At 46.1% G+C, this 25,906-nt stretch carries 24 protein-coding genes and 4 tRNA genes; 2 read left to right on the top strand and 26 right to left on the bottom strand.

Annotated features, from left to right (window positions below):
• Positions 1–15: 15 nt before the first annotated feature.
• From MJQ52_RS11935 to dnaB, 17 genes are all read right to left on the bottom strand, one after another.
• Entirely contained in the window at positions 16–1,338 is a 1,323-nt protein-coding gene (locus tag MJQ52_RS11935) for an ABC transporter substrate-binding protein (protein ID WP_094247334.1), read from the bottom strand.
• Positions 1,335–2,342: a ThiF family adenylyltransferase gene (locus MJQ52_RS11930; protein WP_094247333.1), complete on the bottom strand. Its 1,008-nt coding sequence runs from the start codon at positions 2,340–2,342 to the stop codon at positions 1,335–1,337. Before MJQ52_RS11930 ends, MJQ52_RS11935 begins: the two co-directional genes overlap by 4 nt.
• Positions 2,343–2,573: 231 nt before the next feature.
• Positions 2,574–3,992, bottom strand: coding sequence for a sensor histidine kinase (locus MJQ52_RS11925; RefSeq protein WP_094247332.1), 1,419 nt, complete (start codon positions 3,990–3,992; stop codon positions 2,574–2,576).
• Positions 3,989–4,201: a winged helix-turn-helix domain-containing protein gene (locus MJQ52_RS11920; protein ID WP_004393115.1), complete on the bottom strand. Its 213-nt coding sequence runs from the start codon at positions 4,199–4,201 to the stop codon at positions 3,989–3,991. Before MJQ52_RS11920 ends, MJQ52_RS11925 begins: the two co-directional genes overlap by 4 nt.
• Positions 4,202–4,709: 508 nt before the next feature.
• A complete protein-coding gene (locus MJQ52_RS11915; RefSeq protein WP_191073252.1) occupies positions 4,710–5,906 on the bottom strand; it encodes a S1C family serine protease in 1,197 nt (398 codons plus the stop codon).
• Positions 5,907–5,992: 86 nt separating this feature from the next.
• Positions 5,993–6,787 carry an MBL fold metallo-hydrolase gene (locus MJQ52_RS11910; protein ID WP_004393110.1) on the bottom strand — a complete coding sequence of 265 codons (795 nt, stop codon included), beginning with the start codon at positions 6,785–6,787 and terminating at the stop codon, positions 5,993–5,995.
• A gap of 14 nt (positions 6,788–6,801) precedes the next feature.
• Positions 6,802–7,641: a two-component system regulatory protein YycI gene (locus tag MJQ52_RS11905; protein ID WP_004393108.1), complete on the bottom strand. Its 840-nt coding sequence runs from the start codon at positions 7,639–7,641 to the stop codon at positions 6,802–6,804.
• Positions 7,628–8,986: a two-component system activity regulator YycH gene (gene yycH / locus MJQ52_RS11900; RefSeq protein ID WP_004393107.1), complete on the bottom strand. Its 1,359-nt coding sequence runs from the start codon at positions 8,984–8,986 to the stop codon at positions 7,628–7,630. Before yycH ends, MJQ52_RS11905 begins: the two co-directional genes overlap by 14 nt.
• Positions 8,976–10,811 carry a cell wall metabolism sensor histidine kinase WalK gene (gene walK / locus MJQ52_RS11895; protein WP_004393106.1) on the bottom strand — a complete coding sequence of 612 codons (1,836 nt, stop codon included), beginning with the start codon at positions 10,809–10,811 and terminating at the stop codon, positions 8,976–8,978. The genes yycH and walK overlap by 11 nt, the downstream gene beginning before the upstream one ends.
• Positions 10,812–10,817: 6 nt before the next feature.
• Positions 10,818–11,525: a cell wall metabolism DNA-binding response regulator WalR gene (gene walR, locus MJQ52_RS11890; protein ID WP_004393104.1), complete on the bottom strand. Its 708-nt coding sequence runs from the start codon at positions 11,523–11,525 to the stop codon at positions 10,818–10,820.
• Between the two features lie 336 nt (positions 11,526–11,861).
• Positions 11,862–11,934 (bottom strand) — tRNA-Phe (locus tag MJQ52_RS11885).
• Positions 11,935–11,970: 36 nt separating this feature from the next.
• Positions 11,971–12,047 (bottom strand) — tRNA-Asp (locus tag MJQ52_RS11880).
• 84 nt (positions 12,048–12,131) lie between these two features.
• Positions 12,132–12,203, bottom strand: a tRNA-Glu gene (locus MJQ52_RS11875).
• Between the two features lie 8 nt (positions 12,204–12,211).
• Positions 12,212–12,287, bottom strand: a tRNA-Lys gene (locus MJQ52_RS11870).
• Between the two features lie 202 nt (positions 12,288–12,489).
• Positions 12,490–13,782, bottom strand: coding sequence for an adenylosuccinate synthase (gene purA / locus MJQ52_RS11865; protein ID WP_004393102.1), 1,293 nt, complete (start codon positions 13,780–13,782; stop codon positions 12,490–12,492).
• 238 nt (positions 13,783–14,020) lie between these two features.
• The gene (locus MJQ52_RS11860) at positions 14,021–14,434 is read right to left on the bottom strand and encodes a VOC family protein (protein ID WP_004393101.1); all 414 of its coding nucleotides are present in this window, start codon (positions 14,432–14,434) and stop codon (positions 14,021–14,023) included.
• 117 nt (positions 14,435–14,551) lie between these two features.
• Positions 14,552–15,916 (bottom strand): replicative DNA helicase, encoded by a 1,365-nt coding sequence (gene dnaB, locus MJQ52_RS11855; RefSeq protein ID WP_004393100.1) that lies wholly within the window; start codon positions 15,914–15,916, stop codon positions 14,552–14,554.
• Positions 15,917–16,086: 170 nt separating this feature from the next.
• Here dnaB and MJQ52_RS11850 point away from each other — a divergent pair, with 170 nt between their 5' ends.
• Positions 16,087–16,284 carry a DUF2188 domain-containing protein gene (locus MJQ52_RS11850; protein ID WP_004393099.1) on the top strand — a complete coding sequence of 66 codons (198 nt, stop codon included), beginning with the start codon at positions 16,087–16,089 and terminating at the stop codon, positions 16,282–16,284.
• A 30-nt stretch (positions 16,285–16,314) separates the two neighbouring features.
• Here MJQ52_RS11850 and MJQ52_RS11845 read toward each other — a convergent pair whose 3' ends face one another.
• Positions 16,315–16,524, bottom strand: coding sequence for a hypothetical protein (locus MJQ52_RS11845; RefSeq protein ID WP_014306171.1), 210 nt, complete (start codon positions 16,522–16,524; stop codon positions 16,315–16,317).
• A 118-nt stretch (positions 16,525–16,642) separates the two neighbouring features.
• On the opposite strand from MJQ52_RS11845, the gene MJQ52_RS11840 reads away from it, so the two are divergent.
• Entirely contained in the window at positions 16,643–16,786 is a 144-nt protein-coding gene (locus MJQ52_RS11840; protein ID WP_014306172.1) for a YycC family protein, read from the top strand.
• Positions 16,787–17,157: 371 nt separating this feature from the next.
• Here MJQ52_RS11840 and MJQ52_RS11835 read toward each other — a convergent pair whose 3' ends face one another.
• The 8 genes from MJQ52_RS11835 to MJQ52_RS11800 all read right to left on the bottom strand — a co-directional run bounded on the left by MJQ52_RS11835 (position 17,158) and on the right by MJQ52_RS11800 (position 25,903).
• Positions 17,158–18,450: a glycosyltransferase family 4 protein gene (locus MJQ52_RS11835; RefSeq protein WP_094247330.1), complete on the bottom strand. Its 1,293-nt coding sequence runs from the start codon at positions 18,448–18,450 to the stop codon at positions 17,158–17,160.
• Between the two features lie 22 nt (positions 18,451–18,472).
• The gene (locus tag MJQ52_RS11830) at positions 18,473–19,528 is read right to left on the bottom strand and encodes a phosphotransferase (protein ID WP_094247329.1); all 1,056 of its coding nucleotides are present in this window, start codon (positions 19,526–19,528) and stop codon (positions 18,473–18,475) included.
• Entirely contained in the window at positions 19,521–20,708 is a 1,188-nt protein-coding gene (locus tag MJQ52_RS11825) for a carbamoyl-phosphate synthase (RefSeq protein ID WP_191073253.1), read from the bottom strand. The genes MJQ52_RS11830 and MJQ52_RS11825 overlap by 8 nt, the downstream gene beginning before the upstream one ends.
• Positions 20,698–22,032: a glycosyltransferase family 4 protein gene (locus MJQ52_RS11820; RefSeq protein ID WP_094247328.1), complete on the bottom strand. Its 1,335-nt coding sequence runs from the start codon at positions 22,030–22,032 to the stop codon at positions 20,698–20,700. Before MJQ52_RS11820 ends, MJQ52_RS11825 begins: the two co-directional genes overlap by 11 nt.
• Complete coding sequence (locus MJQ52_RS11815; RefSeq protein WP_004393067.1) at positions 22,029–22,685, bottom strand: PIG-L deacetylase family protein; 657 nt, start codon at positions 22,683–22,685, stop codon at positions 22,029–22,031. The genes MJQ52_RS11820 and MJQ52_RS11815 overlap by 4 nt, the downstream gene beginning before the upstream one ends.
• Before the next feature lie 87 nt (positions 22,686–22,772).
• The gene (locus MJQ52_RS11810; protein ID WP_077723107.1) at positions 22,773–23,471 is read right to left on the bottom strand and encodes a kinase; all 699 of its coding nucleotides are present in this window, start codon (positions 23,469–23,471) and stop codon (positions 22,773–22,775) included.
• 6 nt (positions 23,472–23,477) lie between these two features.
• Positions 23,478–23,927, bottom strand: a complete 450-nt coding sequence (rplI, locus tag MJQ52_RS11805; RefSeq protein ID WP_004393063.1) for a 50S ribosomal protein L9 — start codon at positions 23,925–23,927, stop codon at positions 23,478–23,480.
• A complete protein-coding gene (locus MJQ52_RS11800; RefSeq protein ID WP_004393062.1) occupies positions 23,924–25,903 on the bottom strand; it encodes a DHH family phosphoesterase in 1,980 nt (659 codons plus the stop codon). The genes rplI and MJQ52_RS11800 overlap by 4 nt, the downstream gene beginning before the upstream one ends.
• Between the last annotated feature and the right edge of the window lie 3 nt (positions 25,904–25,906).

Raw genomic sequence — 25,906 nt, 5'->3', positions numbered from 1 at the left:
AATACCCCTTTCCAGCTATCTGCATTTAACATCATGAACAGAAAGGAGCCCGTCAGTCTTTACACTAAAACCCTCTATACATGGATCTTGCAGATACAGACTTTTCCCAAAACAAATTGGGCAATAATGAGTTGTATTCTCGAATAACTCAAAAAGTTCCTTCTTTTTTTCAGATCCTATGGCATCAATGATCGTTTTTTTCTTCCCCGGATCGCTGATGTCGCGGATGAAATATTTGATATAGCTCAGCTCATGCATGTAAGCCGGCAGGAACAAATGGAGCTCAATATCAAACCCGCTTTTATCCATATGGTAATAATCATTGAAATGACTGACGCGGGAGACGGATACGTCCGCTCCGGCCCGCCGAAACAATTCAGCCAGCCTTTCAATGATTTCTCCGTTGGGATAATAATCGGCATAAACGATTCGGATCGGCTCTTCTTTTGTCAAAAGGGTCGGATCTTTCTTCGGTGTCCGCCCGCTTTCCCAGATACCGATCAGTGAATCAGTCGGTGTGATAATATGCCCCAAATCCCCGGCCAGCTTTTGTTTATCAAAATAATGCTGAATGAAAGTTCTCAGCATGCCGTCCTTTACCTTGAAGGTAAATAACATCGGCAAATGATTTTCTTTAAAATCAGCATACTGCCGATACCTCATGTTGGAATGATGAAACTGGGTGTGGCAGGTCACATCGGTCTGATTCGCTTCGTACAGACCGATGCTTTTTTCCAGATCATCATTCAAAATAAATTGGATGGTCTGAACCGTGCGGTGATCCGCGGGCGTCATTTTATATTGCGGATTCCGCTCAAATTCCAGCCCTTTCTCAAACGTACGCTTGAATCGGTACGGGCCGTTTTCCGGCACATCGCCCCCGGCGGTTCCCGGAATCAGAAAGCTGCTCTGCAAAACGGCTTCTATTTCATCAGACGGCTCGTCCAAGGTGACTTCAAAGCATTTTTCGCCCGTTACGTTCACCCCGAGCTGATCGGAAGAGACGAAGCCTTTTACATACGGAACGGCCTGTTTTATGTTCAGGAAACTGCCGAGATGGGGACTTTGGTTTTCTTTTGTCAGATGATAGATGATCGTTTGAACCACACCCTCGGCGTCACCTAAATAGTCCGGGTGAATGTCCACCTGACAGGTGCGGGGATCTTTGCGGATGATTCGGCAGTTATAGCCGTCCTGCAGGCTTTCATACATAATGCTGCAAATCATCTTGCTTGTGTAATCCTGCGTATCTAATGGGTTCAAGCGTATCGGGCTTGTGTCGATTTCTATTTTCAGAGGGTCGCCCGGTTTTCTCGCCGTACGATGCATCGTCTTCATAAAGCGCTTTCCTTTTGAGATAGCTTCGTTTCTGTAATATGAAGGCCGTCAAAGTCCAAGCCGATGCGGGTATTCAGGGATTTCGGGCTTCCGCCTGCAAGGTATGTGATAATGTCATGAGACATAAACGAGGATATAATACCGTTTGTCGCTCCTAAAGAACCTTTGATCGGTTCATCGGGGTAACAGTTCAGAAGTCCGGCCGGCATGCTTTTTTCATAGGTGACGCCGGATTGATAGGATTCAGGCGTGAGCAGAGGCCCCCATTGGCCGCTGAAGCTGCCGACACCCCCGGTCATAAACGCGATATTCCGCTGCTTACAATACTGATAAACCCATTCAGAAATGTTATGGGGTTTGTCAGCGGCATTTATGACGATATCAATTTCGTACGGATCTAACACACGCAGGTCCTGCGGCTGTGTCATTTCCTGATGGTAAAGTGCTGCGTCCGCATGGGGATTGATACCCGCAATATAATCTCTGCATTCTGAGATCTTTAATTTGCCTACAGAAGATTTATTATAGACGAATTGTCTGTTCAGGTTATGTACTGATACGGCATCGAAATCAATGAGAATAAAATGCTGGATGCCCGCCGCCAAAAGGTTTTGAAGAATGATCGTTCCGACGCCCCCCAGACCCACGATCGCTGCCCTGCTGCAGTCTAACCTGTTTTGGATCAGATTGGGGTTTTGGTTGTATTTCTCAAAATGGTACAGCTGCTTTTCAGTGATGCAGCCTTCACGGCCGTTTTGCCATGGCTCTATTAAAGCATCCAATTTCATTAACGCATCGAAAAACCGGTTTCCCGCTTCCTCTCCCAGAAGATCAGAAAGCTCTTGTTTTTCACAGCCGGTGATCAGCCGTTCAACCGCCTCTTTGATCTCACTCGTATGCGCAAGCTTAATCGCCTTTCGATATTGAATGATAATATGCCCCGTGTAGGTCAGCACCTGCACGCTGTCTTTAAACTTCCAGCTCTTACAGTCCGTTGACATCATGACATACCCCCTGAAAGATAATAACTCCCCAATGAGGGGAGTCACGGCTTTACTAGCAACGCTGCACCAAGCTTGCTGTTTCTGTATCAAGATCAAGTTCTTCAATCTTCATCAGTACACACCCCCTTTACCAATAACTAGATATTATCATCAATATTGGAAAAGGACAAGTTATTTTTTGAAAATTTAGAATTTATATATAAATTGTGATATTTCTTCCGGCATCCCGGTTTATCCCGGCAGCCGGATGATGAACACGGAGCCTTTTCCCTGCTCACTTTTCACTTCAATTGTTCCGTTATGGCTGTCGATAATGGTTTTTGTAATGGCAAGACCCAGCCCCGTGCCGCCGGATTGACGGGATCGGGAGGTTTCCGCCCTGTAAAACCGGTCAAACACATGAGGCACATGCTCCGGAGCGATTCCCGTTCCGTTATCCGCAATCATAAGCATGATTCCTCCGTCTTTCTGCAGGGAGACGGTGATGACACCCGTGTCTTCATCCGTATGCTGCACCGCATTGTAAAAGAGATTGAGAATGGCCTGCTTCATTTTGTCTTTGTCAAAAACAGCGTCTATCTTTTGATCAACAAAGAACTCGAGTTTCCGGTTTCTCGCAAGCAGCTTCAGCTCAGCCTCCATTTCCAAAATGACGTCTCCCAATGCCCCTTTTTTCATTTCAAAGCTCGGCTCCCGGTCAATCTTCGCGAGAAACAAAAGATCCTCTATCAGCTTATTCGCCCTGACGGATTCCGCGTACATGCTTTGAAGCGCTTTTTCTTTCTGTTCCGGCTTTTCCGCCGCTCCGCGCATTAAAATTTCGATAAAGCCGTGAATGGAGGTAAGCGGCGTTCTCAGCTCATGTGATGCGTCTGATACAAACCGCCGGATGCGCTCCTTCGCTTCTTTTTCCGCCTGAAACGCGGTTTCAATCCGTTCCAGCATCTGATTGATGGAGATGCCCAATGACTCAATTTCGGCCTGCTTCCTATCAATCGGCAGCCGTTTATCGAGACTGCCGGCATGAATGTCACCCATCATATGCACAATGCGGGACAGCGGCTTGAGTGTGAGCCGGATCACCGGCAAAAAAACAAACAGTCCGATGACCAAAGCCGCAAAGGAAAGCACCGCGAAAATGCTGATCTGGCGGAAAAGCGAATCATTCAGAGGCTGGGTCAGCGTGCTCATCTGCACAACTCCCGCCTGCCTTCCGTCAACGGAAATCGCCTGAAACACGACGATGATTTCCTCACCCGCCTTATTGTGAGCCACCTGATAGTGAAGCGCCATTGTATCTGTCAGCGCATCCCGATACACGTTTTTCGGGAAAGAAGGAGCGGCCCCCGCGTGCGGGTCTTCTGATAAAACTGACATCTTGTATGATTGATTGATAAAAGCAACCGTCACCCCGGGGTAAATCACCTTCGGATGAGCCGGTGTTTCGGAACGGGCAAGGGTTTTGATTGACTTCCATACGCTTTGATCCATTGAATTGATATCACTCTGAATGCTGATCGCCTGATTTTCATACATCGTCCGTCTCATCAACATGTACTGTGTGCCGCCGATGAAACATAACAGCAAGGTCAACATCGCCAGTGACCTGAACAGGAGCTGGAACCGCAGGGTTCTGTAAAGCCGTTTCATGCCAGATCCACCCTGTACCCGGCGCCCCGAACCGTGCGAATCACCTTGTGCTCTTTGTCCTTCAGCTTTTCGCGCAAAGAACGGATGTATGCCTCGACGATATTGTCTTCCCCGAGGACCGTTCCGTGATGAAGCCCCATCGTTAAAGAATCAATGAGTGCAGACTCGCCGTCTGCACTCAGCAGCTTGATGCCTTTCAACTTATTCATGATGCAGTCTCTCCTTAGATGTATCAGCCTGTGTTTATTTTTTTCGCTTCCCCTTCTATTATTCGCTTTTATCAGAAACAAAACGGAAGCTAAGCTGAATTGGTGAAAGTAAACGCTGAAAACGGAGCCATCTGCAAATCATAATCAATAAGCTGCCGCTTCAATTCAGCACCAGTCTGTTTCAATCACAAAGTTCTAAGGTCATGTCTGCCTTTTTCTAAACATACCCATTTTTAACTGAACGTGTTGAGACCCGCGTTCAGTTCTTTTTTATGGCTTCTGAAAAAAGGCATAAAAAAAGCGCCCCCGAAAAAGGACGTTTGATATGACGTGTTTCATTTTCTTAAATTCTGCATTCTAAAATAATTCTTCTTCACATTCACCCTCGATTTCATTCAATACGATGATCACATCAGCCGTTTTCATGTGTTTCACCTCCCCGCTTCACAATAGTATAATATTAACAAATAAATCAATAAAAAACAGCCCGGATGTCCGGGCTGCTTTTTTATTTCTGTAATCGATCCGCTTCTGTCAGTTTGACTTCCGATGTTTTTTTCTTTCCCGAACGGTAGAACGTGATGTTCACACGGTCGCCGATCTTTTTGCGATACAGGCGCTCGCGGAGATCCACAACGTCATTGACCTTATGTCCGTCGAACCCGGTGATCACGTCGAGCTTTTTCAAACCCGCTTTTCCGGCCGGTGAAAACGCGTCGACACCCATAATGACCGCTCCGGTTTTAACGCCTTTCGGGAGTTTCAGCGTCTGGCTCCAATGGTAGCTCGCAATATCCGTTAAGGATTTCATCTCAATACCGAGGAAAGGCCGTCGGACTTCTCCGTATTTTTCTAAATCCTGAATAACGGGAATGACAAGCTTTGACGGAATGGACAGGCCGATTCCTTCAACGGCGGATTCAGCGATCTTCATTGAGTTGATGCCGACCACCTTGCCCGATATATTCATCAAAGCGCCGCCGCTGTTGCCGGGATTAATCGCGGCGTCGGTCTGCAGCACTTCCGCATTCCAATCCGGATGTCCGTCGCCGTTTGAGTCAACGGGCACCGCTCTTTCCGTGCCTGAAATGATCCCCTGTGTCACTGATCCCGCAAATTCAAGTCCGAGCGGATTTCCGATCGCAATGACCGGTTCTCCGACTTTGACTTGATCAGAATTGCCGAACTGGGCGGCCGATTTGATTTTATCAGACTTCACCTTCAGTACCGCGAGATCCATCAGACGGTCGCTCCCGATCAGCTCAGCAGGCACGCGCGAACCATCCTTCAGGCTGATCTCAATCTCAGTCGCACCTTCAATGACATGGTGATTGGTTACGATATAAGAAGTGTTTCCGTTCTTTTTGTAAATGACGCCCGACCCGCTTCCCGCTTCGCCGCCCTCTCCCCAAATATCAGTCTTTTGGATATTGAGAACGCCGACTACCGAATCCGATACACGGCTGACCATATTCGTGACAGCGTCATTGACATTTACGTTGACTGTTTTCACCTGTTCGCTGCCGAGACGCCGGCTGGTGCTTTTGCTGCTGTCTCCATGGTCTCCGCCTGTCCAGTACGGCATCAGGAAAGCCATGAGCGCGGCCCCGACGATGACGCCGATCAGACTTGATAGAAAGTATCCTCTCTTGCTGCGGCGGGGCTGTTCGGAGGCGTACTGTTCATCATCGCGATTATAATCCACCCTATCTCAAATCCTTTCAAGAGTACTCGATTTGCTTATAGTGTGGGTCAGATCGCGGATTAATAATCATGATTCATTTGGAAAAATTACACGGCGCACAGCGGCGTCGGAATTTTCGGATCGGTATCAAATAACTGAAACGTTTCCCCGGCGACAAATCCTTTCGCAGCCAATGTCTGCTGCACGGACATTCTCGCCAGTTCCTTCATATTGTTGTCTTGGCTCAGATGCGCCAAATAGATGCGCGATGTGCCGTCGCCGATGACATCAGTCATGGCGAGCGCCGCATCTTCATTCGAGACGTGGCCGACATCGCTTAAAATCCGCCGCTTAATGCTCCAAGGGTATCTGCCCATTTGCAGCATGCCGACGTCATGGTTGCTTTCAAACACAAACACATTGGCCGAACGGATGATGCCTTTCATTCTGTCGCTCACATATCCGGTGTCCGTCATCAGCGCGAGCTTTCTGCCTTGGTAGTGGAAAACATAAAACATCGGCTCGGCCGCGTCATGAGAGACGCCGAATGACTCAACATCAAGCCCGCCGAAAGATTTTACGCTTTCCATCGGGAACAAAAACTTTTGTCCGGTATCCAGCTTGCCGATCTGATTCTCCATCGCTTTCCACGTCTTTTCATTGGCGTAGACGGGTAGACCGTACTTTCTCGCAATGACGCCGAGCCCTTTAATATGGTCGCTGTGCTCGTGAGTGACAAAGATGCCGTCGACGTCGTCTATCTTGCGGCCGATTCTCTCCATCAGCCCGTCCATCGCTTTACCGCTCAGGCCGGCATCCACCAGAAAAGAATGCTCCTCTGTCTCCAGATAAAACGCGTTTCCGGTACTCCCGCTCGCAAGCACGCTAAATTGCAAGCCCATTGTGCCTCACTCCATTATTTATTTTGATTGTTATCAATGACTGTGCTTTCCAATGCATTCACAGTGTACGTTTGCTGTGTCTTTTTCTTCGTCCCTTTTGACTTATCTTCAATTGTAATTCTCCATACCGGCGCCAGCACCTGCGTACTTGTCAGCGGGTATTGGGCAATATAGCCGAACTTGACGCTTTTAACGGCGCAATTCGCTTTTAAGTAATTTTGAGAATACAATAATTCGACCGCATCAAGCTCAGGAATCAGGCTCTCGGTCTGGATTCGCTTGAATGACTCCAGCATGGTCTGCTCGTAGGATACGACCTGGTTTTTATCGTTCAGATGCAGAATCACCTGTCCGATCGCATCCGTGGACGAGTCAAAATCCTGATAAATAAACTGTCCGTCATATGTCTGGTAAAAAATAATCTGTTTTTGATCCTTGTCGACTTTCCACAGTTTATATTTTTCACCGCCGGTTACTTTAGAACTGACGAGCGATTCCGCATCCTCCTGCGGTTTTTGCTTCGATAAACCGACCGGATCGGTAAATTTCATTTTCAGCGTTGTGACCTTATGATCATCCGCCGGCATTTCCATTAACGGCTTTTGATCCTTCAAAGCATCAATATCTTCAGCGGTAAATACCTTTTGGCCCGCCGTCAGCCGGTAGCCCGTCGCGGAATCAGAAGACAGGTTGCCGAATGTGATATGGTCCATCTCCATGTCTTTTTCCACGTTTGAATTTTTAATCACTTCGTATTCACTGCTCGAGCGTTTTTCAAAAAACTGATAGCCGAGAAAAATATCGAGGATGAGGAAGGCAATGATGAAGATCGTTTTTGTCTTATTCCACTCCATTATCGTCCTCCTCCTTCCCCAGCAGATCTTTCGTAATCGGGACGATCTTCCCGTTGATTTTCATACTCCAGACGGGTTCCAGTTCAACGAGATCATTCGTTGAAGAAGAGACCATTTGATAGGACAGGAAGATCTGGTCGATTTTGTTCACGTCGTATTTATCCTGCTGCTCCAGCAGAGACACAACCTCATTGCCGTTCATCATTTTTACGTCTTTTGTTTTAATCGGATTCGGCCCGAGAACATAGTTCGGCCGCTTGTAGCTGAGAACCTCGTCATTGGCCCATTGCAGGGTCAAAACAGGTCCGGATCCGAAAGGCTTAGACGTGCTGTTGATCACAGGCATTTGGTCTTTAAACATGTAGAAACTCAGCTGCTGGTTATCACTCACATTGAAAAATTGATAATGATCCGTCCAGCTTCCCGTATCCTCTAAATATTTATAGCTTTTCTTAATCAGCTCACCCGTTTGGTAAGAAGCGCTTTGTGCCAGGTTCCGATGCTGGAATTGAATCTGCCGCTGTGTCGAATTGATTTCCAGACGGCTGATTCCGTCAGTCAGCACATTCCGATTGTAATTCGGGTCCTCTCTGACCGTGCTCGGATCATTAAAAAGCGTCTGCTTAAACAGGTTCGTCTTAATGGTTTCAGTGATAAATTCTTTTTCCTTCATATTAAACCGCGCATTCGGCATGAGAAATTCTTTGCTTTTTCCGACCGAATAGAGGTGGTATAACGGCATACTCGACTTTTTGCTGTACAGCTCATTCATCAGATTGCGGTAATTCGCCGATTCCACAGTCACTTCCAAAATCAGCTGCTTGCTGTACGAGACCATGTAAATCTTCTTATTCGTCTTATTCTCATTAAACGGAATAACAATATGGTCAAATGAGCTGTATTCCATTGACGGATTTGACCATTTAAACATCGATTGGAAGAAATCAATCGGAATGGTGTCATTGAATTGCAGATCGAGCTTTGCCGAATTGCCGTTTCTGCCGTAAAGCCAATTTTTAAAACCGAGCTTGTCGTATTGATCGGAAATATCCTTCATCCCTTTTACTTCCCATTGCGGCAAATCCGCCCACAGGTCATTAAAGAGCGTCTCATCATCTACTTTATAATGAGAGCCGTTTGTATGAATAAACATATCCCGGGGTTTTACCGTTTGCGACACTTTTTGGCTCGTTTTATCAATTTTATGCTTTTCCCGGACAGTCGATTTGGTTGAGGCCGTGCCTTCTGAAAAATTGGGCTGGAATGTCCAAATTCCCCATGTTAAAACAAGACTAATGACGACCAGCACTGACAGTATGACTGTTTTTATATTTTCACGCCTCATCCCAATCATCCTCTTGCTCTTCTTTATATGGAAGAGTAAATGTAATCTTCGTTCCTTTGCCTTCTACACTGTCGGCCCAAATGTCTCCGCCGTGCGCCTGAACCATCTCTTTTGCAATCGCAAGGCCGAGCCCGGTGCCGCCGAGTTTTCTCGTGCGCGCTTTATCCACTCTGTAGAAACGGTCAAAGACTTTTTCCACATCTTTTTTCGGAATGCCGATACCTTCATCTTTTACGCTGATATAAAGCAGCTCTTCTTTCTCGTTCACATCGACTGAGAAAGTGACATGCCCGCCTTCCGGTGAGTATTTCAGTGCGTTAGAAATGATATTATCGAGAACCTGCGTCACTTTATCCTGATCAATCTCCACGTACAGATTTCTGTCCGGAAGCTCGCGGATAAATTCAACATGCTGTTCTTTCGTCATTTCAAAACGATCGATAATCAGTGACATAAAGCGGATCATATGAATCCACTCCCGATTAAACTGATAATCTTTGCTGTCGAATTTAGAAAGCTGAAGCAGGTCGTTCACCAATCTGATCATGCGCTCAGTCTCATTTTGGGTCACCATTAAGAAACGCGGAGCGATATCTTTGTTTTCCCACGCGCCCTCTGCAAGCGCCTCTAAATAGCTTCGCATGGTCGTCAGCGGTGTCCGCAGCTCATGAGACACGTTGGCAACGAACTCTCTGCGTTCCCGATCGAGTTTTTCCTGTTCGGTGACATCATAAAGAACCGCGATTAAACCGTCGATTTTTCCGTGCTCTCTCTGAATAACGGAAAAATTCACCCGCAGTACAGTCGTTTCATCGTCACGTTCGATCTCCAGCAGCATTGAATCCTGCTGTTCTACTAAATCCTCAAATGTAAAGTTCTCTTTTATGCCCAATAAAGACGTAATCGGCATCTCTAAAGCCGTTTCACGTGAAACATTCAGCAGCTCAAGCGCAGGGCTGTTTAAAAGAATAATAGCCCCGTTGCGATTCGTAGCGATGACACCGTCCGTCATATACGCGATAACGGAAGAAAGCTTTCTTCTCTCCCCTTCCGTCATGGCTTGGGCATCTTCAAGCTCTCTCGTCAGATGGTTGAATGTCGTTGCGAGCTGACCGATTTCATCATGCCCGTATTTCCGCACCTTTCTGGAAAAATTCCCTTTTGCCAGTTCCATCGCCTGCTTACGCATATCCGACAGCGGATGGGTGATGGTGCGGGCGAGAAATATACCGAGAAGAGCCGTCAGAACAAGGGCTAAGCCTGTTCCTGAAGCAAGAATCGAGTTGACGGTTTTCATCTGGTTAAAGGTATCTTCCATACTGGCCACGACATAAATCGCGCCGACAACTTCCTGATTCTCTGTGACGACAGGTTTTGCTGAAATCAGCACTCTGTTTTTGCTTTTAGGATCATAATATTTTTTTGAATAGGCCTGTTTTGTTGAGAAAATCCGTTTGAAAATCGGGTCAGTCGTCTGTTTCCCCGCTATTTCCTCGCCATAAGGCCTCGAAGAACCGACGACCTCATAGCTTTTATCAACAAATGTAATCTCCCGTATTTCATTGTTTTTCGTAAAATCATTCAAAATCCGTTTGACGTCATCTTTAATGACGGTGCTGTCATTATCTCCTTTATATTCCTGCTCAATATAATAGGATAGATTGTCAATCCGCTGATTTAACGATAATTCATAGGACTTGAGAAGAGAATTCTCCACCTGTTTCACAAAGTACACGCCGATAATCTGCATGGCGATGATAATGAGAAGCACATAGATCAGCGTGATCTTAAACTGAATCGACCGAAAAAAACCAACCTTATTCATCGCCGGTTAGTCCTGTTCAGGATTTCTCAAGTAATAACCGACACCCCGTCTTGTGACGATCCAGTTCGGATGGCTCGGATTATCTTCGATTTTCTCACGGAGACGGCGCACTGTTACATCCACCGTTCTCACGTCACCGAAATAGTCATAGCCCCACACAGTCTGCAGCAGATGCTCACGGGTCATGACCTGTCCGATATGTTTGGCTAAGTAATGAAGCAATTCAAACTCACGATGAGTCAGCTCGATCGTTTCTTCTCTTTTTGATACGACATAAGCGTCAGGGAAGATGACGAGAGAACCGATATGAATGTCATTAGAAGCTGATTCTTCCTCAGCCGGCGCAACCGTAAGCTGGCGGCGCAGGTTCGCTTTGACGCGGGCCAGAAGCTCACGCGTGCTGAAAGGCTTCGTGACATAGTCATCCGCTCCGATTTCAAGCCCGATGACCTTGTCAATCTCCGAGTCTTTTGCCGTCAGCATAATAATCGGCATATCATATTTTTTCCGGACTTCCCGGCACACTTCAACTCCGTCTTTATTCGGAAGCATAATATCTAAAAGAATTAAATCAGGCTGAAGCTCCTCCACCATTTCCACGGCTTCGTTTCCATCGTACGCACAATGCACGTCATAGCCTTCTTTTCTTAAATTAAACTCTAATATATCTGCAATCGGTTTTTCATCATCGACTACAAGGATTTTCTTATCCATCATCTTGATTTTCCTCCTGCCAGAATGACTTCATTTCATCTATTGATGTTTCATGATGATCACAATTCGTATCGTGAAAAACGTTCCCCGTCTATTATAACGGTTTCAGGTCAAAAGATAAAAAAATTAAAGAGAACAGCGCAAAAACGTATTGAACTGCCATCCTTTTGTCATGTTTTTTATTTTCTTTTAAAAAATAATATTTTTTTGAAACCTCAAGAAAAAAAACGCCGTCTAGTGTTTGACGTCTTCTTCTGGGCCGGCTGAAAAGCCGGCTCTCCCTTTTTTATAACAAAAGAAAAAACGCACCTACTATTGCAGATGCGTTTGGGTAAGTGGCTCGGGACGGAATCGAACCGCCGACACACGGATTTTCAGTCCGTTGCTCTACCAACTGAGCTACCGAGCCAGATGTTTCTTTTCTATACTATAAAGTAAAGTAAAATGGCGGTCCGGACGGGACTCGAACCCGCGACCTCCTGCGTGACAGGCAGGCATTCTAACCAACTGAACTACCGGACCTTACAGTAATTTGTCCGGAGAACCGTATCGTGGCGGCCCTCCGAGGACAAATAAGGAGTTAGCAATAACGCTAAAGTAAATCAATGACCCGTACGGGATTCGAACCCGTGTTACCGCCGTGAAAGGGCGGTGTCTTAACCGCTTGACCAACGGGCCATAAAAAGTGGTGAGCCATGAAGGACTCGAACCTTCGACCCTCTGATTAAAAGTCAGATGCTCTACCAACTGAGCTAATGGCTCTTGATGTGTCGGATTATGTATCATAGAGCATTGAGACAAAAGCTTTCTTGCAGTACTCTATTGAAGCTGTTCCGTAACAACGAGATTTATAATATCATAGAACATTCGAAAGTGGCAACTACTTTTTTGAAAAAAATCTATTATTTTTTTCCTACATAAAAAAACAAGCCTCCGTGACCGGAGGCTTGTTTGCTGCAAATTCTTAGTTAGCGCGGTATACACTGCGGATGACGTTCGTTTGTGAACGGTCAGGACCGACAGAGAAAATAGAAAGCGGAATACCTGTCAGCTGAGATACGCGTTCCAGATAATGGCGCGCATTTTCAGGAAGATCGCTTAATGTTTTTGCGCCTGTGATATCTTCCGTCCAGCCAGGCATTTCTTCATATACCGGTTCACACTCTGCGAGAGCTTTCAGACTTGCCGGGAATTCTTCAATCACTTCACCTTTGTAGCGGTAAGCGACACAGATTTTCAATGTTTCAATGCCAGTCAGCACATCGATTGAGTTCAGAGAAAGATCTGTGATTCCGCTGACACGGCGGGCATGGCGGACAACAACGCTGTCAAACCAGCCGACACGGCGCGGACGGCCTGTTGTTGTGCCGTATTCGCGTCCGACTTCACGGATTTGATCTCCGATTTCATCTTTCAGCTCAGTCGGGAAAGGACCGTCACCGACACGGGTTGTGTACGCTTTAGATACACCGACGACGTGCTGGATTTTTGTCGGACCTACGCCTGAACCGATCGTCACCCCTCCGGCGACCGGGTTGGATGAAGTGACAAACGGGTATGTCCCTTGGTCGATATCAAGCATAACCCCTTGAGCGCCTTCAAATAAAACGCGGCGGCCTTCATCCAGCGCGTCATTCAGAACGACGGATGTATCGCATACATACTTTTTAATCTGCTGGCCGTATTCATAATACTCATCCAGAATATCTTCAATTTTGAAGCCTTCCGTTTCATACATTTTTTCCAGCAGACGGTTTTTCTCTTCAAGGTTCCGTTCAAGCTTTTCTGCAAACACGTCACGATCTAGCAGGTCTGCGATCCGGATGCCGATCCGCGCCGCTTTGTCCATATAAGCAGGTCCGATGCCTTTTTTCGTTGTGCCGATCTTGTTGGCCCCTTTGCGTTCTTCCTCTACTTCATCCAGTTTCAGATGGTATGGAAGAATCACGTGGGCTCTGTTGCTGATTCTCAAGTTATCCGTGCTCACATTGCGTTCATGAAGATACGCAAGCTCCGTTACGAGCGCTTTCGGATCAACAACCATTCCGTTCCCGATGACACACGCTTTTTCTTTATAAAAAATTCCTGATGGGATTAAATGAAGCTTGTACGTGACGCCATCAAACTTGATGGTATGTCCTGCATTGTTTCCGCCTTGATAACGTGCGATCACTTCTGCATTTTCTGATAGGAAATCTGTAATTTTACCTTTTCCTTCATCGCCCCACTGCGTACCTACTACGACTACTGAAGACATATATCCGTGCACCTCCGTTAACCTTTCAAAACGATATCTCATTCAAACAAATTAAGTGTATCAGTGCCGAAACAGAAAGTCAATCGTAAATCCGAACATTAAAATCTTATTATTCTATATTTGTTCGCCTTAAACCTGATTAAAAGCGTTTTCTCTTTCATTTGCTATCTATTACTCCCGAAACTTTCATACTTTAACATGAAAAAGAACCCATATCCCGGGTTCTTCAGACAGTCATTTATATTCCGCTTGTATTCATCAGGACGATCCGCCAGCCGTCAGGATCTTCGATGGTCACGCCTTTTTCTTCCCAGTACGGGTTTTCGGGTTCTTTCTCCTCATATCCCATCTGCTTTAATTTCGTGCTGATGCGAATGACCTCCTGCTGATCAGGGATGTAAAAGACAAGCAGGCTGTCGCCGTGCGGAACGGGCGCCGGCTGAGACGAGCCGGTTTCTTCGGTGAATTCTAAGTGATATTGCGTATGCGGCAGGCCGAACATGACGCCGCTGTAGCCCTCATGTCCGGAAAAACTGCCGACCCTCTTCAATCCGAGGCCTTCTTCATAAAACCTGATGATTTCCTTAAGCTGTCCGGTCGGCCGGGCAATCCGGATTTGCGCCGCTTGAAATTGCGGAAATTCAATTGTCATCATCATCCCTCCCTTAATGCCATTATATAAAAGCGCTTTCTTTTTATCGACTGCCGAACAGACGGCATTCTCTCATTCTTTCGGATGAAAAAAAGCCTCAAGACATTGCTTGAGGCTTTACGCACCTGCCGGAACACCGCCGTCATCAAAGCGCCTTTCCAGATTTACGAACTTATTGTATTCTTTCACAAAAGCCAGTGAGACGGTGCCCACCGGGCCGTTACGCTGTTTGGCGATAATGATTTCGATGATGTTTTTGTTTTCGGATTCTTTATCATAGTAATCATCACGATACAGGAAGGCGACGATGTCGGCATCCTGCTCAATACTTCCCGACTCACGGATATCTGACATCATCGGACGTTTATCCTGCCGCTGCTCAACACCCCGGGAGAGCTGAGACAGGGCGATGACCGGGACTTCGAGCTCCCGCGCCAGCGCTTTTAGCGCCCGTGAAATTTCCGATACCTCTTGCTGACGGTTGTCGCTCGAACGGCCGCTTCCCTGAATGAGCTGCAGGTAGTCAATTAAAATCATGCCCAATCCGTTCTCCTGCTTCAGCCGGCGGCATTTTGAACGGATTTCGCTGACGCGGATGCCGGGGGTGTCATCTATAAAGATACCGCTGTTTGACAGGCTTCCCATCGCCATCGTCAGCTTGCCCCAATCTTCTTCCGTCAGATTACCCGTTCTGAGATTTTGGGCGTTAATATTCCCTTCGGCGCAGAGCATACGCATGACAAGCTGCTCGGCACCCATCTCAAGACTGAATATCGCCACGCTCTCATCCGTTTTGGTAGCCACGTTTTGCGCAATATTTAAGGCAAACGCCGTTTTCCCCACAGACGGACGGGCTGCGACAATGATCAAATCATTCCGCTGAAAACCCGCCGTCATCCGGTCAAGCTCGATAAAGCCGGTCGGAATCCCGGTAATATCGCCTTTCCGGTTGTGAAGCTGCTCAATGTTGTCATATGTTTGAACAAGCACGTCTTTAATATTTTGGAAGGCGCCCGAATTTTTTCGCTGCGCGACCTCCATAATCGTTTTTTCCGCATCGCTTAATAAATCTTCAACTTCATCCTCGCGCGTATACCCGTCTTGAGCGATCGAGGTCGCCGTTCTGATTAAACGGCGGAGAATGGATTTTTCCTCAACGATTTTCGCGTAATATTCTATATTAGCCGCTGTCGGAACGGAATTCGCGATGTCCGTCAGGTAAGAGACGCCTCCCACCTCTTCTAACAAATCGGTATTCGCAAGCTCTGACGTTACCGTGACCAAATCAACCGGTTCACCGCGGTCTCCGAGCACGAGCATGGCATTGTAAATTTTTTGATGTGACATTCTGTAGAAATCATCCGGAATCAACACTTCAGAAGCCAGTGTCAACGCAGACGGCTGTAAAAAAACAGCACCTAACACGGCCTGCTCAGCTTCTATGTTTTGCGGCGGCAGCCGATCATTCAGAAGGTCTGTCATGCTAAGCACCGTCCTTTCCTTAAAAAATATCCAAATTTCATTTTACCATTTCTCATGAAAAAGAATAGAAAAATATCACTTTCCCTGTATTTGTCAGGAGAGGGTTATGTGTTTTACCGTTCCGAATGCCGGGAAACAAATAAATAAATCGAAACCGGGAGGTAAGAAGGATGAAAACATATGCAGTAACACCCAGTGTTGATGCGGACGGATGGTTTGTGAAGGTGGAAAATGTGGCGCCGACGGCTCTTTGTACATCAAAGGACGCGGCGATTGAAAAAGCGGAGCAGATGGCGAAAGAGAACAGCCCGGCTAAGCTTGTCATTTATGATCAGCATAAAAACATTGAAGAGGAACGTTCCTTTTAAGAAAAGCCTTCGCCCGTGCGAGGGCTTTTCTTATTCGATGAAACGGATGTGCAGCACCGTCTGCGCCATGAGATCGGCCGTTTTTTGATACAGCTCCCATTCTTCAAAGGCGGCGAATACTTTCATCATGTCCTGCAATGTCTGTTTCAGTATGATAAATTCGTCAATTGTCCGCAGTTCTGCGGCTTTTTTCTGATAATCAGCCAGCTTCAGCTGTAATAACATCAATGGCGATTGCATAAAAAACCTCCCCCATTCTGTTATAAAGCCCCGCTTTTCAAACCTCCATTCCTTTGTCATATCCTCTTACGATAGATTTCTGATTTTAGTACAATAAAGAAACGGAAGGAGTGATCACATGAAACCGCTGCAAATTTCCGCCGAAACGGCGCAAAAGCTCGCAGAGTCACTGAATATGCCGCTTGAGAGAATCATGCACATGCCTCAGCACATTCTGCTTGCCAAATTAGCTGAAATCCAAAAAGAGAACGATCACAAATAAAGGCTGCTCTCTCATATATATGTGCGGGAGGCGGAAGCGATGGCTTTCCGCCTCTTTTTTCCATGAAGGAAATTTCGGTAAAACCGTCTCACAGCTGAAAAAACTTGTTGACGAAGGAAAAGTGAACTATTTCTTATAATCAGGAAACAATTCAGGCAACACAAAGCTTGTCTCATGGATTAAAAAGAACGGCACAAAAATCTCACAGCACCGGAAAAACAGGCTCAGCCCGATGAAGAATGACAGGCGGCCCGGGCGGACAAAGTCAGCAGACTCTGTATGAGATGAAAAAACAGCTCGGAAAGAGGCTGGATAGTTAAACGCCGGCCTCTTTTGCTCTTGAAGCACCTGCTATGCGGCGCCGGTATCATTCAGAAAAATGATTGATAAATCCTTTCTATTTTTGAAACCATCAGTTCCTGACGCAGATGCCGGCCGGCATAGGAGCGCGCTTCTTTTCCAAGCCGTTCCCTGAAAGACTGATCCGTAATCAGCTTTACGAGGGCATCAGCAAGTTCACGGCTGTTGCCGGGCTGACAGATAAGCCCTGTGTCCTCATGCCGGATCATCTCAGGGATTCCTCCGCAGTCAGTTGCGACAATGGCTTGACCTGAGAACATCGCTTCGATGATCGCTATGGGGAAATTATCATTCAATGTCGGCAGGACAAATATAGATGATTCAGCCAAAAGCGCCGGCACATCATGTCGTTTTCCGAGGAAAAACACATTTGTGAGGCCCAGTTTCCGTCTCTTCTCTTCCAGAAACCCTCTCATGTTTCCGTCCCCGATGATCCATATATCCACTCCGGATAAATGGTGCCGGATGCGGGCGAGAGCGTCCAGCATCACATCATGTCCTTTTCGCTCGGTCAAACGGGAAACGCACGCAATCACGACCTTTTCAGCACGTTTTGGCACGGGTGCAACCCGGATGTCAATGCCGGTATGAACAGTCGTCAGCTGAGCCTCCTTCGCTCCGTACTCCAGCAAGGGCTCGTGAAAGGAGTCGCTGATTGTAATGATTTTATCCGAAGCCCGAATACCCTGCCTTTCTATTTCACTGAAATATGCCTCTTCTATTGAACCCTTTTGGATTTTATGAAACTTCATCCGGCTTTTCGTGAAATGTCCGTGCGGCGTGAAAAAAAGCGGACGCCGATACGTTTGATTAAGGTATCCCAGCAAAAATGCCGCAAATAAATCCTGCGCGTGAAACAGGTCATATTGTTCTAAGTCCTTCTCCTTCAAAAATCTTTGAAAGACATGTAAATAGCTGAGATTCTTCACAAACTTTTCGTTTGCGGCCCCGTATCTGCCAACAAGAAACGCTCTGATCTCGTCAGCGGCCCGCGGGATATCTTCCTGAAAAAAAGTTGGCGGCATTTGGAGCGGCGAGATGACATCCGCCTGGTGACCGATGCGCTCAAAACCCGTCTTAATTGACGTGATATAACTCGCCAGTCCTCCGACATTCGGGTAACGGAGAAAGGTTGCGTACAGAATACGCAATGGCTTTTTTCGTTTGGGGGAGCTTTTTTCTTCCGCACAGAACGAATACAGCATCTCCGGCTCACTTTGATGTTCGATCCCGTAAAATTGATCCATGACGCGCAATAAGGCAAGAGGCACCAGACCGTTCGGCTTGCCGATCTCTCCTTTCAAATCCGCTCCCCCTCTCTTAAACTTATAATCCTAATTCCCGTCCCCATTTTGACACTTTGTCAACATGATACGGCAGCAGTTCTCCTCCCCGATTGTCGAAGATTCTCCGCAATTGGGTATGAAGCCCTTTCTCAAGTGTTCTCTGCAAATAAGCCATTTTATAAAGCGTCATAGGAGGGGTCTGAAAATGAATGCCCCGCTTTTTCATTTCTTTCGTATACACTTTTACGCAATACGTCCGAATATCTTCTGCGTGCCGGCTCCAGTCTTTTCTGAAGCCGAGCAGAATTTCGACCAGCACCGTCATATCAAACCAAACCGGCGCGTACTTTGCGGATTCCCAATCGATGAATTGAATATCCCACGGTTCATGTCCGGACGCATCGTGGGTGCAGATATTCTGCATATGAAGATCACCGTGTGTGATGGCTGAGCCGTTTTGGACCAATTCAGGGAAAAAATCCGGCTCCTCCTGCTCCAGCAAGTTTGTGATTTGCCGATAATGAGGCTTCACGATATCCTTTGTGCGCTCATCTTTAAGAGCTCTATCCAATAATTCCGCTGTCTTTTTGATCTGCTTTTTACGCCCTTTTCTCATGGTTTCCGATTCGTATACCGGCAGCCACGACCGCCATTTACCGTCAGAAACAGCCTTGTTTTCAAAGGTGCGGCTGTGCAGTTCTGCGACAGACGGAATAATATACTTGAAATGCTTCGGATGAAATGTAAGCTGTCCTCTGATCTGGCTGACAAACTCCATAAATATCCACGTTTCATGGTCACTTTCCTCTATAAGATAGATGTCCGGCAGCAAATCCCCTAAAACAGAACGGGCTTTACCGTATATATTAATCTCGACCTTGTTTTTTTCACGGGAAGATTTATACACCTTCAATATCAGCGGAACAATTCCGGATTTTTTCTTTACAAACAGTTTATAAATGGCGCTTCTGTCTGTTGATTTCAGGCATGTGATGTCATCCGGATTCACCGCGGCCCTTTCACCGAACGAATACGACAGTTTTTCGTCAATTCTCAGTTTTTGAAATGCGTCATACAAAAGATCCTTTTCATACATGCCGATCTTCCTTCCGCTTCCGTTTCCAGCTGTTTTTGAGATGAGACCAAGTGTTTCTGATAAATGGCATCGGGTCATTCCAAGCAAAAAGAGCGTACTCTTTTTTTCCTTTAAATCCTTTCCAAAAATCCCGGAACGTCATTTCTCCTCTTTTTCGTTTCTTCAAAAACGTTAAGAAGTAACGCACCTCATAAATCCAGTTGATTCCGTCTTTTTGTTCGAGCTGGGGCTTCACATGTTGTCCGGTCAAATACAGATAGTACATGTAAACGAAATGAATGCCTGCCGGTTCTGTCAGACTATGGCTGAGCCAAAAGCGCGGATTAATTTCGATAAACTTATAAACATTGTCCCGGGGGTCCTTTTTAAATTCCGCCATGCCTACTCCCTTCAGCTGAATCGCTTCAAAAAACGGCAGGGTCTTCTCGATTAAATCAGGAAGCCGTTTGCTGACGACGTGGGCCCCCGCGCCAAAGTCAGCAGGGAATTGATGGTTCTTTTGCAGAGAGAATAAGCCCATTAATTTCATTTGGTCATCATAAAAAGTGGCGACTTTATAAAAACACTGGTTGTCTCCGGGGATGATCTCCTGTACGAGCAGTTCTCCATTTTCTCTGTAGGAGCTGAACTCCTTGCGCAATTGTGCGGCATCCTTCATTACAATTGCTTTTTTGTTTACTTTTTTTCTGTATTCATGGCCGGCCACCGGTTTTAAAATACACGGGAAGTCAATATTGGCGATGGCCTCTTCCAGCTCATCCCGGTTGTTCGGAAAAAAGGTTTTCGGGCAGGGGATGTGATGCTTGACCGCTAATTCATATGCTTTGCTTTTATCTAAGACCGTTTCTAACAGAGAGCGGCTCGGGAGCAAAAATAAAAAAAAACCGGCTAATGTCTCGCGGAATTTAGATATAAATCCCGCATAATCATCAGATCCTGCGTACAGAACCGGCTTTGCTTGGAATCGCTTCCCGAAATCAGTCAGGAATGTCAGCAGTTCTTCCTCTTGTGTTAAAGGGCTGGGACATATCCCGCAATCTGCCAACCTTGACTTTCCGATACGATAAGGTCCCTCCGTGTCAAACGCGTAAACATCGATTCCTCTTCGGGCCAGGCTGCGAATGATCCCAATCCCGTTTGCACTGAAATCAAGTACAACGGCTGCATGTTCATGTTTCATGATCTCCCTCCGAGCTGTTGGTATTTTGATAAATCGATTCGATATTTTTTATCATCGTCTCACTGCTTAAATATTTCTCCGCGTAGGCCTTTGCGTTTGAAGCAGCCTTCTCCCGCGCAGATTTGTTAGAGATAAAAAACGCTAAAGCCCGGGCAAGAACCTTTGCATTTCCCGGCTCGACAATAAGTCCCGTTTTGTTATGGCGGATCAGATCCGGAATACCCCCGCAATCGGTCGCGATGATAGCCGAGCCGCTGAACATCGCTTCAATAATCGAGATGGGCAGACTATCATTAATGGTCGGCAGTACAAATATGTCCGTCATATTCAAAATAGCGGGAACATCATCTCTTTTTCCTAAAAAGGAGACCATAGATAGATTCAGTTTTCGAGCCTGTTCCTCTAAGGCGCTCCTCATCTCTCCGTCGCCCGCGATCAGCACTTGAACATGTTCAAGCACATCAGACGGAATTCGTGAAAGTGCGTCAAGCAAATGATTATGTCCTTTTCTCGGGCCTAATCTTGCAATACACGAGATGATGATCTTATTTTTCGGCAGCGGGATTTTTCTTTTCCCGCCTGTTTTTGCATCGTAATCGATTCCTGTGATCACCGTTGTCATGTCTTCCTGTTCGGCTCCGAGCTTCATGAGCGGGCTGCGGAACGTATCGCTGATAATAATCAGGCGATCTGCGTATTCAATGGCTTTCATCTCTAGTTTTTTATAATAAAACTCTTCTACCGATCCTTTTTTAAAGATGTGAAATTTAAGTCTGTTGAAAGTAAACATGCCATGCGGTGTGAAAAATAAAGGTTTCTTATAGATTTGATTGAATCTGCCTAATATATTGGCTGTAAATAAATCTTGAGCATGAAACACATCATATCTTTCCAAATGAATCTTTTGAAGCATTTGCTCGTATATAAACATCAGCCTATTATTTTTCAAAATATGATTGTTATAATCCCCATATCTGTCCTTAAAGAAATCTTTTAACTTCGGAACAACAGCCGCCCGCAGTTCTTTTACCTGTGCGGACGGAAACAGATTAGGGGAGATGACATCGACCTTATGACCTCTCTTTTTCAGGCCTTCACTAAGCGTTTTAATATAGTTTGATAAACCGCCCGTGTGCGGGTAGTCCCAAAACGTGGCAATCAAAATGGATAACTTCTTTTTTTTCCTGTATAACCGCGGAATATGATGTTCATGTTTCAACTGTGTCTTTACTGCCGCCTTTTTTTGAGGGCGCGTTTTGACCCCGTAGTAGCGGTCAAGCGTCTGGACCATATACGGATACGGGACGGAAAATGTCTTGATCATTTCCAGATCCTCCGCACGACTTCAAAAGCTTCAGCGTATTCCACACCCGCCGTCATCCCTCTGACTCTTCCTAAATGTTTAACGCCTTCATATGAACGGGGATGAGGGTAATCCCTCATTTCTACGTCATAGTGGTGAAGCGCCGCGAGTTTGGCATCCATTGTGTCTGTGATGTTAACGAAGTAATTAGGTTTGAAGAGTTTATCAGCCGTATTCCTCTCCCACTCGCTTGAAGATAGCGTTTCGAACGTAAGCAGTTCGATAGGTTTTTGATTCGGAAGCGGTCTGGCGGCTGTTAAAACTGCTTGGAATGTTCTCTGGTGGTCCATATTGATATCGCCGTAATGATGTGTAAAGATTTTATCAGGCTGATAGACGCGAATGAGCTGCTCTAATTCTTTGACAAGCTTATGAAGCGGGATACATTCCAGCTCTAAATTCGTATGCTCCAAAAAGATGACTTTCTCAATTCCAAGCTCTTGATTCGCGCGTTCGCCTAATTGTTTAATATGATGAGCTTCTTCTTTTCTTCCTAATGCCGTAATAATGGAAATCACTTTATATCCTTCATTGATCAGCCGTTTTATGGTGCCCGCTGCTCCCAATAGTTCATCATCGGGATGAGCGCCGATAACCATAATGTATTCTGCCATTTTTTCCACACTCCACCAAACAAATGTTACAAATATCATATGACGACCCTAAAAAAAGGAAACTTACATATGCGGATTTTCAGAAACTTACATGTGCGGCTGCCATTCCAGGTAACGTGACGGATTTAATTTTTTTATAGTGTTCAAAAACTCATCTGCCAAGCCGTATTTGTCCAGTCCTTTTAATAGTTTTACGGGAAACCGGGTAATGGCGGAAAAAGCTCTTTTATGGTCGATGACCTTAAGATTTCCGTGTTCGTTAATCAGAATGTGCCTGATTTCGGCATCCCATCTGGTAAAACCGATTCTTTTTAATTCATCCAGCATATTTAAAATATCAGCAGTCAGTTTGACGGACAGAGATTTTTCTTTTCTGATATGGCGGGCAAGAGAGGTGCCTTGGACATATTCCATCACAATATAACGATCTCCGTATTCATACAGTCTTGGAATCACCGGGGAACCTTGTCCGGTCTTTAAAGCCGCCAATTCCTTCTTGCATGTCCCTTTTTCAAAGAAGTATTTTATGCATTTGTTGTGTGTTAAGCGGTAGACTTCCCCGTCTTTTCCGTCTCCGATCAGCGGATAGTGCTCCAGCGCCTTTTTATTCTCCGGATTATTAAAATATGTTTCAGAAAAAAATCGTTTCATACCGACACATCCTTCGTTATGATGTAATATAATATGCAATCTGGTAGCGATCGGAAATGAAACAATCTCATCATTTTCTTGCGCTGCGCCGTCTGCTGACATAAAAAAAACCCGCCGGATCGGCGGGTTTTTCATTGTGTATTACGCTTCTTCTTTTACGTGAACCTTCAGCACAGCCTGAACTTCAGGGTGCAGCTTTACAGGAACGTTTGTATATCCCAGTGTGCGGATACCGTCTTGGAGCTCCAGTTTCCGTTTATCCACTTTAATCTTATGCGTTTTTTGCAGCGCTTCTGCAATCTGCTTGCTTGTGACAGACCCGAACAGGCGGCCGCCTTCACCGGATTTGGCACTCAGCTCAACAGTCAGCTGTTCAAGCGTTTCTTTCAAATCTTTCGCTCTTTCAAGCTCGGCAATCGCTTCTTTTTTCTCTTTTTCTTTCTGTCCTTTCAATGCGCTGATGTTTGTCGCATTTGCTTCGACAGCGAGGCCTTTTTTAATGAGAAAGTTATGTGCATAACCGTCTGCTACGTTTTTCATTTCGCCTTTTTTTCCTTTACCTTTTACATCTTGTAAGAAAATAACCTTCATCTCTGAACGCCTCCCTCAAAATATTCATCAATGGCTTCCTTCAGCCGGACGAGCGCTTCTGATACAGAAATGCCCGATAACTGGGTTGCCGCATTGGTTAAATGCCCTCCGCCATCCAGCGCCTCCATAATAATCTGCACATTGACCTCGCCCAGCGATCTCGCACTGATGCACACCGTATGCTCATCCCGTCTGGCTACCGCAAATGAAGCTTCCACTTCACTCATCGATAAGAGGGAATCAGCCGCCTGCGCAATCAGCACCTGGTCAAAGTACTCCTCTTCGTTCTCAGGAAGAGAAGCAATCGCGATATGTTCTTTATAAAGAGCTGTATGCTGGATCAGTTTCGCCCGCTTGATATAAGAACCGACGGATTCTTTGAGAACTTTCTGCACCAGAACCGTATCTGCGCCTTTCGCTCTCAAATAAGAAGCGGCGTCGAACGTCCGCGAGCCCGTGCGAAGGGAAAAACTCTTCGTATCCACTATTATACCAGCTAACAGGGCCGTCGCTTCAATCATATTGATTTTGAGCCGCTTCGGCTGGTATTCAAGCAGCTCCGTCACGAGTTCTGCGGTGGATGAAGCGTATGGCTCCATATAAACGAGCAGCGGGTCTTTAATAAATTCCTCGCCTCTGCGGTGGTGGTCAATCACAACGATGTGCTCGATTTTGTTCATGAGACGCTCTTCCATCACAAGGGACGGTTTATGTGTATCAACGACGACAAGCAGCGTGTCGTCATTTGAAATCTCCATCGCCTCTTCCGGTGTGATGAACCGCGACCACAGCTCTTCATATTTTTTAATTTCTTCAATCAGGCGCTGAACGCTTGATCCGATCTGGTTCGGATCAATGACGATGTAGCCTTCTTTGCCGTTGGCCTGCGCCACCTTCAATATTCCGATTGCGGCTCCGACTGCGTCCATATCAGGAAATTTGTGCCCCATGATAATGACATTGCTGCTTTCTGAGACAATCTCCTTGAGCGCGTGAGAAATCACCCGGGCGCGCACCCTTGTGCGTTTCTCCATCGGATTTGTTTTGCCGCCGTAAAATTTCACCTTGCCGTTCGGCATTTTGATGGCCACTTGGTCGCCTCCGCGGCCGAGAGCCAAATCGAGGCTGGACTGCGCCAGATCTCCAAGCTCCTTCAAAGAAGAAACCGATGCGCCGATCCCGATGCTGAGGGTCAAAGATACAGTGTGAACGGATGTTTTTTCACGGATTTCATCCAAAATCGAAAATTTCGCGTTTTCAAGCTCCGTTAAAATGTGTTCATTTAACACCGCGATAAACCGCTCCGAGGACGTCCGTTTCAGGAAAATGCCGTACTCCTGCGCCCACGCATTTAATAATGAGGTGACCTGGCTGTTCATCGTGCTTCTCGTTTGGTCATCCAGCCCCTGTGTGACGTCATCATAGTTATCTAAAAAGATATATGCCAGCACGGTTCTCTCATTTTCGTACTGCTTTTCAATCTGAATCTGTTCTGTCACATCAAAGAAATAGAGCAGGCGCTCATCTCTTTTAATCACTACTTTAAACTTCCGCTCATTCAAGGTGATCGTTTCCGAATCGACCTCCTGCTTGATCAGCGGCACGACGGCCTCGCATGTGTCATACAGCGAGCGCCCGACGAGCGTGCTTTCATTAAAACAGGAAGACAAAAACGGATTCGCCCACTCAATGTAATATTGATCATTAAACAGCATAATCCCGATAGGCATTTCCATTAATGCCTCTTCGCCTACTTTTTTCAATCTATACGATAACGTGGAGATATAATCGTCAATTTCTTTTCTGATCAGAGAATCCGCACGCTTAATGAAAAACAGGATCACGGCGAGCAGCACAACGCTGATGGCTCCTATCAGCCAGTTAAAGTAAATGCTGATGAGGATTATGATGATTGACAATGCAATCAATGCATAGATGGGATACCGAAACAACGGTTTTTCATAAAAACTAGGCATTTC

It is taken from the genome of Bacillus sp. jun7 (assembly GCF_051034795.1).
Classification (GTDB): Bacteria; Bacillota; Bacilli; order Bacillales; family Bacillaceae; genus Bacillus; species Bacillus velezensis.
This window is presented reverse-complemented; position numbering and strand designations above follow the sequence as displayed.

Coding starts and splice junctions, on each gene's coding strand:
- MJQ52_RS11935 (WP_094247334.1), bottom strand. CDS start 1,338: ATGAAGACGATGCATCGTACGGCGAGAAAACCGGGCGACCCTCTGAAA.
- MJQ52_RS11930 (WP_094247333.1), bottom strand. CDS start 2,342: ATGATGTCAACGGACTGTAAGAGCTGGAAGTTTAAAGACAGCGTGCAG.
- MJQ52_RS11925 (WP_094247332.1), bottom strand. CDS start 3,992: ATGAAACGGCTTTACAGAACCCTGCGGTTCCAGCTCCTGTTCAGGTCA.
- MJQ52_RS11920 (WP_004393115.1), bottom strand. CDS start 4,201: ATGAATAAGTTGAAAGGCATCAAGCTGCTGAGTGCAGACGGCGAGTCT.
- MJQ52_RS11910 (WP_004393110.1), bottom strand. CDS start 6,787: ATGGGCTTGCAATTTAGCGTGCTTGCGAGCGGGAGTACCGGAAACGCG.
- MJQ52_RS11905 (WP_004393108.1), bottom strand. CDS start 7,641: ATGGAGTGGAATAAGACAAAAACGATCTTCATCATTGCCTTCCTCATC.
- yycH (WP_004393107.1), bottom strand. CDS start 8,986: ATGAGGCGTGAAAATATAAAAACAGTCATACTGTCAGTGCTGGTCGTC.
- walK (WP_004393106.1), bottom strand. CDS start 10,811: ATGAATAAGGTTGGTTTTTTTCGGTCGATTCAGTTTAAGATCACGCTG.
- walR (WP_004393104.1), bottom strand. CDS start 11,525: ATGGATAAGAAAATCCTTGTAGTCGATGATGAAAAACCGATTGCAGAT.
- purA (WP_004393102.1), bottom strand. CDS start 13,782: ATGTCTTCAGTAGTCGTAGTAGGTACGCAGTGGGGCGATGAAGGAAAA.
- MJQ52_RS11860 (WP_004393101.1), bottom strand. CDS start 14,434: ATGACAATTGAATTTCCGCAATTTCAAGCGGCGCAAATCCGGATTGCC.
- dnaB (WP_004393100.1), bottom strand. CDS start 15,916: ATGACAGACCTTCTGAATGATCGGCTGCCGCCGCAAAACATAGAAGCT.
- MJQ52_RS11850 (WP_004393099.1), top strand. CDS start 16,087: ATGAAAACATATGCAGTAACACCCAGTGTTGATGCGGACGGATGGTTT.
- MJQ52_RS11845 (WP_014306171.1), bottom strand. CDS start 16,524: ATGCAATCGCCATTGATGTTATTACAGCTGAAGCTGGCTGATTATCAG.
- MJQ52_RS11840 (WP_014306172.1), top strand. CDS start 16,643: ATGAAACCGCTGCAAATTTCCGCCGAAACGGCGCAAAAGCTCGCAGAG.
- MJQ52_RS11830 (WP_094247329.1), bottom strand. CDS start 19,528: ATGTATGAAAAGGATCTTTTGTATGACGCATTTCAAAAACTGAGAATT.
- MJQ52_RS11825 (WP_191073253.1), bottom strand. CDS start 20,708: ATGAAACATGAACATGCAGCCGTTGTACTTGATTTCAGTGCAAACGGG.
- MJQ52_RS11820 (WP_094247328.1), bottom strand. CDS start 22,032: ATGATCAAGACATTTTCCGTCCCGTATCCGTATATGGTCCAGACGCTT.
- MJQ52_RS11815 (WP_004393067.1), bottom strand. CDS start 22,685: ATGGCAGAATACATTATGGTTATCGGCGCTCATCCCGATGATGAACTA.
- MJQ52_RS11810 (WP_077723107.1), bottom strand. CDS start 23,471: ATGAAAAACCCGCCGATCCGGCGGGTTTTTTTTATGTCAGCAGACGGC.
- rplI (WP_004393063.1), bottom strand. CDS start 23,927: ATGAAGGTTATTTTCTTACAAGATGTAAAAGGTAAAGGAAAAAAAGGC.
- MJQ52_RS11800 (WP_004393062.1), bottom strand. CDS start 25,903: ATGCCTAGTTTTTATGAAAAACCGTTGTTTCGGTATCCCATCTATGCA.